General features: G+C 36.0%; 10 protein-coding genes. 6 read left to right on the forward strand and 4 right to left on the reverse strand.

Features of this window, described 5'->3' with window-relative positions; genetic code table 11:
- From ACXJIE_RS00005 to ACXJIE_RS00020, 4 genes are all read right to left on the reverse strand, one after another.
- Positions 1–1,339 (reverse strand): NAD-glutamate dehydrogenase domain-containing protein (locus ACXJIE_RS00005; RefSeq protein ID WP_456478927.1); only part of this gene is annotated, 1,339 nt, incomplete at its 3' end.
- A 142-nt stretch (positions 1,340–1,481) separates the two neighbouring features.
- Positions 1,482–2,273: an AmmeMemoRadiSam system protein B gene (amrB, locus tag ACXJIE_RS00010; protein WP_456478928.1), complete on the reverse strand. Its 792-nt coding sequence runs from the start codon at positions 2,271–2,273 to the stop codon at positions 1,482–1,484.
- Positions 2,270–3,271, reverse strand: a complete 1,002-nt coding sequence (gene amrS / locus ACXJIE_RS00015) for an AmmeMemoRadiSam system radical SAM enzyme (protein ID WP_456478929.1) — start codon at positions 3,269–3,271, stop codon at positions 2,270–2,272. The genes amrB and amrS overlap by 4 nt, the downstream gene beginning before the upstream one ends.
- An 84-nt stretch (positions 3,272–3,355) precedes the next feature.
- Entirely contained in the window at positions 3,356–4,342 is a 987-nt protein-coding gene (locus tag ACXJIE_RS00020; RefSeq protein ID WP_456478930.1) for an amidohydrolase family protein, read from the reverse strand.
- Between the two features lie 52 nt (positions 4,343–4,394).
- On the opposite strand from ACXJIE_RS00020, the gene ACXJIE_RS00025 reads away from it, so the two are divergent.
- From ACXJIE_RS00025 to ACXJIE_RS00050, 6 genes are all read left to right on the forward strand, one after another.
- Complete coding sequence (locus tag ACXJIE_RS00025; protein WP_456478931.1) at positions 4,395–4,577, forward strand: hypothetical protein; 183 nt, start codon at positions 4,395–4,397, stop codon at positions 4,575–4,577.
- The gene (locus ACXJIE_RS00030) at positions 4,574–5,053 is read left to right on the forward strand and encodes a DUF2628 domain-containing protein (RefSeq protein ID WP_456478932.1); all 480 of its coding nucleotides are present in this window, start codon (positions 4,574–4,576) and stop codon (positions 5,051–5,053) included. The genes ACXJIE_RS00025 and ACXJIE_RS00030 overlap by 4 nt, the downstream gene beginning before the upstream one ends.
- A 33-nt stretch (positions 5,054–5,086) precedes the next feature.
- Positions 5,087–6,340, forward strand: a complete 1,254-nt coding sequence (purD, locus tag ACXJIE_RS00035; protein WP_456478933.1) for a phosphoribosylamine--glycine ligase — start codon at positions 5,087–5,089, stop codon at positions 6,338–6,340.
- Between the two features lie 30 nt (positions 6,341–6,370).
- Positions 6,371–6,817 (forward strand): RDD family protein, encoded by a 447-nt coding sequence (locus tag ACXJIE_RS00040; protein ID WP_456478934.1) that lies wholly within the window; start codon positions 6,371–6,373, stop codon positions 6,815–6,817.
- Entirely contained in the window at positions 6,801–8,792 is a 1,992-nt protein-coding gene (locus ACXJIE_RS00045) for an LPS-assembly protein LptD (RefSeq protein ID WP_456478935.1), read from the forward strand. Before ACXJIE_RS00040 ends, ACXJIE_RS00045 begins: the two co-directional genes overlap by 17 nt.
- Positions 8,789–9,338 (forward strand): MlaD family protein (locus ACXJIE_RS00050; protein WP_456478936.1); only part of this gene is annotated, 550 nt, incomplete at its 3' end. The genes ACXJIE_RS00045 and ACXJIE_RS00050, both read left to right, overlap by 4 nt.

Here is a 9,338-nt window from a genome sequence, read left to right on the forward strand (position 1 = left end):
GGTCAACAAAAATTTCGTTATGACTGATTGCGGCAATTAATAAAAAGTTCTTATTCAAAAGCATTCCGTTTCCGAACACATCACCCCTCATACTTCCCACACCGACTACAGAGAGTCTGTCGGTATAGATATCCCTGCCTTTTTCGATAAAAAACCTGTTGGCGGTATGAATGGCTCCTTTTGCGGTAATTCCGAGTTCTTTGTGAGAATAACCCGTGCTGCCGCCGCTTGCAAAGGCATCTTTTAAGAAATATCCTCTTTTTATCGCAATTTCATTTGCAACGTCGCTCATTGATGATGTCCCTTTATCGGCGGCAACAACAAAATAGAAATCTTTATCGTTATATTTTACTACATCATCAACATCACCCACATCAATTAAATCAAGAAGAGCGTCGATAAACAGCGAATAATATTTTTTAAACTCTTTCTTTGAAATTCCCGTTTTGAATATGACAAATCCGCCTTTTGCGCCTTCGGGGATTATAAGGGCGTTTTTGGCTTCCTGGGTTATCATAAGGTCTTTAATCTCTTCTCTGAAATCGTGAAGCCTCTCAGACCACCTTATACCGCCCCTGCTGATTTTGCTCATTCTTAAATGTATCCCGTTAAAGTCGTTGTGATACACATAGCTTTCAATATTCGGCTGCATTCCGAAAAGTATGTTTTTAAAGTTTTTCGTTTCCACTTTGAAAGAGACGGTTTCTTTGTTTAAAAAATAGTTGGTTCTTACAATGTTTTTTACGATTGTGTATAAAACCCTGAATATTTTATCTTCGTTAAGGTTTGAAATCTCTTTTATCTCTTTTTCGATAGTCTGTTCGAGTGAGAGGTCTTTATTTGAAAATTTTGCCTTGAAATAATCTATAATTGTTTTCGTTAATTTAGAATTATTCAGTAATGCGGAAATAATGAGATTTTCATTAAACTCGAAAAACAGCTGGTTTTGATATTTGATAAGCGCCCTTAACAGGGAAATTTCTCTTATATTAAGCCCTTCCCATGCCATATAGTAGAGTTTACACAGTGTATACAGTTCGTTTAAAAGGGCTTTTTGGAGAATTTCAAAAAATATTTCTTTATTTTTTAAAAAGACGTCCGTATGTTTCATATCCGTTTTTATTTTATATACAAAAACACCGTCGTTTATAAACGAAACGGAATCAAGTATGGATATACTGAAGTTTTGAAGCAAATTACTTATTTGGGTTATGGGCAGTTTGTTTTTCGAATATATGTGAAATGTTTTTGAAGTTTCGTCAAATTTTATAAAAATGTTTTCAAATTCAGGTATATTATAATCTTTTTCGGAAATTAACTGTCTGCATAAGTCGTTCATAATTAACTCTTTTTCAAAAGAAAAAGAAGTTATTTAGTATATAAAACTCTTCTTCTTTTTCTTTTCATTTTAAATTTTCCTCTTGCCATATAACCTCCTTTTTTGTGGAAGTTAACAGGTGTTATTATAACAAAAAATTATATTAAATAAAAACCGCGCTCATATATCCGACCACCTGATTTTCATCGCCGCTTACATCGGCGCTTGTTCTGTAATCTACAAGTAAAGGCGTAAGGTTTAGTTCCTTGCTTGAATGTATCAGAGCTTCAATTCCTGTTTTACCGCACGCTTCACATTTTTCAAGCTGCGTAACATCTTGATTGTTAACCGCTTCTAAGCAGTTATAGTCAAGGACGTTTGCCGTTTTTAAATCATAATAGTGGCTTAAATCGCTGCTTATTACCACTAAAATATTATTCTGAATAAGGAAACTGATAATTTCTTTTAATTTTAACGGTGAATAATTAGAATATACCAGTTCAATTACTTTTATGTTTCCAAAGTAATGTTTAATAAAAGGTATTTGAACTTCCGTTGAATGTTCCACATGCACATATTCAAGGTTTTGCACACCGAAATTTTTAATTAAAGCCCTGGATGTTTCAAAATCTATCGGAAGACTGCCGCAGGGCGTTTCGTATTCGTCTTCAAGTGTTACGCTTATGCCTTCAAAGGCAAATCTGTGCGAAGGGCCTATTACCGCCACCGCTTTTGGTGTTGAGTTTTGTGCGATTCTGTATGCAAAATTTGCAGTAAATCCGCTGTAAACCCATCCGGCATGGGGAACGATAAGCGCTTTTGGTTTCAGGGAAAAAATTTCCGCAGCTTTTTTCCCGTCAACGTTTTCGTCTATTAATTTATTAAAATGTGCGATATAACCTTCAACAGCCTCACAGCTGCCTCCGTACCATTCTTTTACGACCGCCGCTCTCATTTCCAAACTCCTTTAATAGTTTCACCGCATTTAGGGCAGTGTGCTTTTCCGTTTTCATCAATTTTAAGTATGTTTTTTTCAACTCTGTAAATGCTTCTTACAATAAGCTCTTCGTTGCATTTAGGACAGTATGTCACAACCGGAAGCGCTACGTTGCCTAAATAGATGTATTTCAATCCGGCTTTTTTTCCTATTTCGTATGCTTTAATCATTGTTGCCATAGGTGTAGGTTCTTTGTCCGTAACTTTATAATCCGGATGGAATCTGCTTATATGCCACGGGATGTTTTTATCCACGCTTGCGATAAATTCGGCAATTTGTGTAAGTTCTTCTTCGCTGTCGTTATCCCCCGGCACGATAAGGGTCGTGATTTCCTGCCAGATTCCCGCGTCGTTTAATCTTTTTATCGTATCAAGGACGTCTTCAAGGTTTCCTTTTAAGACTTTTTTGTAATATTCGGGTTTGAAGCTTTTTAAATCCACATTGCATGCGTCAACCCAAAGTTTCATATCTTCAATTTCATAAACACTCTCAAACCCGTTGGTTACGAATACGTTTTTAAGCCCCTTTTCTTTTGCCAAAATTCCCACATCCCGTGCATATGGATAAAATACGCTCGGTTCGTTGTATGTATAGGCTATTGAATTGCAGTTATATTCGATTGCGAGTTTGACCATCTCTTCAGGTGAAACATAAACTGAATCGTTTACTTTATTGGTATGTGCTATTTGCCAGTTTTGACAGAAAGGACATTTAAAGTTACATCCGACCGTTCCGAATGAAAGTATAGGGGTGCCCGGTAGAAAATGAAACAGAGGTTTTTTTTCTACAGGATCTACATTGATGCTTGAAGGATGTCCGTAAACTAAATTTTTAAGCTCGCCATTATTATTCATATTTATGCCGCAGATACCAACCTGTCCTTCTTTAAGGATGCAGTGGTGTCTACATAAAAGGCATTTTATTTTATTATTTTCCATTGTTTCATAATATTTCATATTCCCCTCCTTAACTTTTATTTATTATATCAAAAAAAGAAGGGAAAGTAAATAGGCGATGTTAAGATAGTTGATGATGTGGAACTAAACTATTTGATATTGAAGTTTTTTATACGGGCAGTTTTTACCTTTGCTTTCGAATCTGTCCGTATCGATTTCATATTCGCCTTTTTGAAGTTTTATTGTTTGTGTGATTTGTATATTGAAAAGTTTTGCGGGATTTGTCGATACAAGTTTAGTAATTAAATCTATTTCAAAAGGAAGAGAATAGGCAAGCTGCGTGAAAATATCAAGTTTGCTAATTCCAAAATCTGCTTCTTCAAGAGGTACGTCTTTATAAGTTGCGGCGATGTGGTTTGAAGATATAAAGTCAACTATTCCTTTTTTGCAGGCTTCAAGCAGTGCATTCTTATCTTCATTTGAGCGTAAAGGAGGAAATGTTTTGTATAAAGAATTGAAATCTTCCAAATCCTCATCACAGAAATAGAGATTGTCAATACATACATCCACATATATATTTTTAGGTTTATTTTTTAAAATTTCAATCGATTCTTTTGAAGTAATAGCCTGGAAAATCACTTTTGCCCTAAAGTGTGAGGCAAGTTCGTATATTTTGGCAACTTCAGAGCTTTCGGCAAAACTAGGGATTCCGCTAACCCCCAGTGAATAGGCGATTTCGCTGTCATGCATTACACCGCTTGAGAGGGATTTATTGTTGCAGTTTACAAAGATAGGAATATTAAGGAATTCCGCATATTCAAAAACCCTTTTTAAAAGATTCATATCTTCGTCCGAACTGATATATATGGCACTTGCGCCTTTGTTTTTTAATATTGAAATGTCGGTCAGTTTTCCTTCATGTATTCCTTCTATGGCGACTAAAAGGTTAAAATGTGATTCGTTTGCCCTTTTTAAATTGTAGGCAAGATGCAGTTTATCAAAAATGGGTTTGATTTTCGGTATCATTAAAACACTTTCAACCCCGCCGTTTTCGGAAGCCTTGGAAATTCTCTGGACACTTTCCGAGTTTGAAACGTTTAAATCGATACTTTTTGGCACTTCTATGGTCATTGCAAGCCTTTTTTATTATAATTTTACTAAATTTTTAAAAAAAAGGCTTTTTATGGCGCTGTTTTATCTGATTAATATAATCGTTTTATCAAGCGTGGTGGGGTATTTCGCCTGGAGGCTTGGTAAAAACTTTTGGGTTTTTTTCATTATATCCTTATTGCTCTCACCGGTTGTAGGGGGACTTTTTTTGGCTGTTTATGATTATTACACAACATTTTTGAAAGGAAAAAAATGAAAGAGAGATATTTAAAAATATTAAAGGAAATTTATCCCAATCTTAATGAAAGGGATGCTAAAATATTTGAAGAAATTATGAATGACGAAGGGCTTGGAAAATGCAAGCCGAAATTTAATCTTTGGGGATTTTTTTTCGGGTGGCTTTATCTTTTATACAGACATGCGTATGTGGAGGCTGTTGCTGTTTTAATTGTTTCATTGATGGTCGGGTATTTTTATCTTCCGGGGATGGTTGTTGTCAATTCATTAATAGGCGGGTTTTGCTATTATTTTTTATACCTGAACAAATTTTCCATGGATGTGGACAGATGCGGCGGGGTTAGTTTTCCTGATATGGAATGTTTAAGAAAAAAAGCGAAAACAAGCGTAAAAGCCGTCGTAATTGCGGTGGTTTTAATTTTGATACTTATATGGCCGGTTGTTTATGCGATAGTGACGGGGCATCAGTTAAGAACACCTCAAAATCCGTATTAATCTTTGATATAATTTCGTAAAAAAGGGCATTGAATGAAAAAAGTTTTAATAATCGGAAGCGGAGGGAGAGAATACAGTATAGGGTATTTTATGAAAGACGAAGCTGAAATTTTTTACGCACCCGGAAACGGGGCCACTGAAGAGTTTGCCACAAATATAGATATTAAAGATTTTGAAGAACTGGCAAAGTGGGCAAAAGATAATAATATCGATTTAACGATTGTGGGTCCTGAAGATCCGCTTGTAAAAGGTATAGTGGATGTTTTTAAAAAACACAATTTGGTTATATTCGGACCGAGTGCTGCTGCGGCAAGATTAGAGGGCAGCAAGGTTTATATGAAGAACTTTCTTAAAAAATACAACATTCCTACGGCAAAATATATAGAAACATCCGATAAAGAAAAAGCTTATGAGTTTATAGACGGATGTGAAAAACTGCCGATTGTTGTAAAAGCTGACGGGCTTTGCGCCGGAAAAGGCGTAATTATCGCTGAAAGCAGGGAAGAAGCGAAAAAAACGGTTGAAGACATGCTTAGCGGAAAAGCGTTCGGCGATGCAGGTAAAAAAGTGATAGTGGAAGAGTTTTTGGACGGATATGAGCTTAGTATGTTTGCAATCTGTGACGGTAAAGATTTCGTTTTGTTACCGGCGGCGCAGGATCATAAAAGGCTTCTTGACGGGGATAAGGGGCCGAATACCGGCGGAATGGGGGCTTATGCGCCGACACCTCTTGTTAACGACGAACTGTATGAAAAAGTAAAAACAAGAATTATAAACCCTACGTTAAAAGGCATGCAAGAAGAGGGGGCTCCGTTTGAAGGTGTGCTTTTTATAGGACTGATGATTGTAAACAACGAGCCTTATGTTTTGGAATACAACGTAAGATTCGGGGATCCGGAATGTGAAGAGCTTATGGCGCTGATTGACAGCAGCGTTTATGATATGTTTTACAACGGTGCAACAAAACAGCTTGATAAAATCGACGTTAAAATAAAAGATATGGTGGCCGTAGGGGTTGTGTGCGCTTCTAAAAACTATCCCTATTCAAGCAGCGAGCCTACTGAAATTACGGTTGATGAGCTGAGGGAGTGCAACGGATACATATCATATGCCGGCGTTAAAAAAATTGACGGAAAATTAATGGCGACAGGCGGAAGGGTTCTTGTATGCGTGGGATTTGGAAAAGACGTAAAAGAGGCAAGGGACGAAGCTTATAAAATAGTGGACAGGGTTCATTTTGAAGGAAAACAGTACAGAAAAGACATTGCGTATCAGGCAATTAAATAAAAATTCTGAAATTTGTTTTAAAGGTAAAAATTGGAAGAGATAATTAACAGGCTGGAAAGGGAGGGGCTAAAGCCCGCTTCAGTTACAAAAAGGGCGATTGCAATGACTGTTGACGATTTGCTTGTATCGCTTATAATCGTTTTTGCTTTTTCCTCTTCTTTTGCTTCCGCTAAAACATACGAACAGGTGTTAATGCTTACAAACGAACTTTTCGGATATATTTTTGCGGCTTATACGCTTTATCACTGGATATTTATCGCACTTTACGGCAGAACACTCGGAAAAATGTTGGTAAAAATAAGAATTGTTGACATAGAAACGCTTGATAATCCTTCCTGGGGCAGATCTTTAATACGGAGTATTGTCAGGAATTTCGACGAAATGTTTTTTTATCTCGGAATGGCGTACGCTCTCGTTGATCCTTTAAATCGTGCTATTCACGATATTGCAGGGAAGTCAGTTGCTATTGAAGATTAGTTTTTTTTTGGTTTTTTTTATAACGTCCCTTTTGGCCGATATTAAAATTTTTGCGACGAAGGCCGTGGAGGAAAACGGGGAAATCATACTTTCAAACCCCGTTATTATATATAACAATTCCATTATACAGGCGAAAAAAGGGATAATAAGCGATAAAAGAAAAATTGTTTTGAAAGACAACGTGTTTATTGCTTATAAAAACACTTCGGTAATATCCGCCGCTTCCCTTACGGCTTATTCGTCCAGAAATATTGAAATGAGCGATATATTCTTTTATGACAGGAATATGGACGGATGGATTGTTTCTAAACATTCGAAAGCTGTCGATAACAATATTTTCTTTAAAAATCTTTATTTTTCAACCTGCTGTATAAAAGATCCCGACTGGTTTATGAAAGCGCTTTCCGCAGAATACGACAGAAAGGAAAAGGCGCTCAAACTTTACAATCTGACGCTGGTTATAAACAGTGTGCCCGTTTTTTATCTTCCCTATTTTTATGTAAATTTCAACAAAACAAGAAGAAGCGGCCTTTTGCGTCCGTATATCGGTTATTCCGAAAACGAAGGTGTGCTTTATTCGCAGCCTGTGTATTTTGTAATTTCGGTAAACACCGATTTGGAAATCGTACCTACGATAAGAACCATAAGGGGTGAAGGTGTTTACGGAACGTTCCGTTTTGTGGATTCCCCTAATTCCAAAGGAAGCGTCAAAGCCGGAATTTTTGTTGATAATGACGATTATTACCGCTCTAACAACCTTGCTTACAAAAGACATTACGGGTTTAATATACGTTACGACAGGGAAAATATTTTTTATTCCGACGATTCCCTTTATATGGATTTGAAATATGCAAACGATGTCGATTATTTTTATCTTGACGCTTACAATTACAAATTTAACGACACTTATCTTTCCGACAAACTGATAACATCCGAATTGAATTATATAAATGTTACGCCTAAAAACCTTTACGGGGCCTATTTTAAATATTTTATCGATACGACGAAACTTAATAACGACGATACCTGGCAGATTCTACCACAGCTGAATTTTCACAGGTTTTTGACAAAAACCAGAGGCCTTACAAATCTTATAGATTTGAATATTTACAATTATTACAGAAAAACGGGTTCCAATTTCGTTTTGTCGGATCTGCTTTTACCGGTATCTTACAATTATTCCCTTTTCAACGATTATATGAAATTTAAAATTACCGAGTCTTTAAGTGCGGGTTACGGTTTTTATTATCAGAACGATTCTTTAAAATCGAAATATGTTAATCTTTCCACACAGCTTAAACTCTACACATCCCTGACAAAGGTGGACGGTTATATTCATATAATTTCGCCTTCTATGATTTTAAATATCAAAAATTTCAGCAATTCCCGGATATATACGGATCTTATGAGCGTGCCCGATATTCAGAATTACATCTCCCTTAATCTGTTTCAGATTTTTCAAAAAGGGGAGTTTAAACTGACCCATACGCTTAATGAAACGTATTATCTTGACAGAAGCAGGTATTCCGATTTGGAAAACATTTTCAATATAGGCTTTTATAATTTTTCCATAGAGGAAAACAACAAATATTCCATTGATAAAGGATATGTTTCTTATAACAATATAAAAATTAGTTATAATAATGATCGTTTTTATACGTATGCTTCCCACGTTTTTCAAAAAAACGTTTCCGAATCGGTGACGGTGGGAGGTACGTATAACATAAACGAATATAAAAAAGGGTATGTGGAGTATAATTACGATATAATGAACAATTATGGAAAATACTGGCTGTTCGGATTGAAACTCAGCAAAAAGTGCTGGAAGTACGATTTAAGTTTCAAACAGTCGCGTATTCCGATATTGGAAGAAAATGGTATTTCGTATAAAAAGGACAATATCATAACCGTTAATGTCGAACTGATACCCATAGGAGGATTGAGTCAGACATTCGTATTTAAAGGAACGAAATGAAAAACGAAATAAAAGTGGGGGTTTTTATATTTTTAGGTTTACTGTCACTTATTTTTTTAACGCTGCAGGTTAACAGTTTACAAGATTTTAATAAAAAAGGATATACCCTTTACGCGTTAATGGGAGACGCGAGCGGTCTTTCCAAAAAAGCGAAAGTTAAAATGAGGGGTGTTAGCATAGGAAACGTAGAGAGTCTTTCCTTAAGCGACAATGACGTAAAACTTAAACTTTTTATACAAAAAGGCGTAAAAATACCGAAAGGTTCGGTGGTGACCCTTACCCAGGACAATTTTTTGGGGGGAAGGTATGTTAAGATAATACCTTCCGAAAGCAATGAATATTACAAGCCCGGGGACGTAATAGAAAAATATATCAACAACACTTCTTTGGATGATGTAATGTCAAATATAAACAGCGCAGTAAGCGATATCAGGGTTTTGATTAAAAAAATAAACAGCACGCTTGACGAAAACACGATAAAAAATTTACAGTTGACGGTTGAGAACGTAAAAGACGCCTCTTTTACGTTAAAACATATTTTAAATG

This window comes from Nautilia sp., assembly GCF_053994455.1.

Excerpts from the sequence above, each read along its gene's own strand:
- amrB (WP_456478928.1), bottom strand. The coding sequence starts at position 2,273 with ATGAGAGCGGCGGTCGTAAAAGAATGGTACGGAGGCAGCTGTGAGGCT.
- amrS (WP_456478929.1), bottom strand. The coding sequence starts at position 3,271 with ATGAAATATTATGAAACAATGGAAAATAATAAAATAAAATGCCTTTTA.
- ACXJIE_RS00020 (WP_456478930.1), bottom strand. The coding sequence starts at position 4,342 with ATGACCATAGAAGTGCCAAAAAGTATCGATTTAAACGTTTCAAACTCG.
- ACXJIE_RS00025 (WP_456478931.1), top strand. The coding sequence starts at position 4,395 with ATGGCGCTGTTTTATCTGATTAATATAATCGTTTTATCAAGCGTGGTG.
- ACXJIE_RS00030 (WP_456478932.1), top strand. The coding sequence starts at position 4,574 with ATGAAAGAGAGATATTTAAAAATATTAAAGGAAATTTATCCCAATCTT.
- purD (WP_456478933.1), top strand. The coding sequence starts at position 5,087 with ATGAAAAAAGTTTTAATAATCGGAAGCGGAGGGAGAGAATACAGTATA.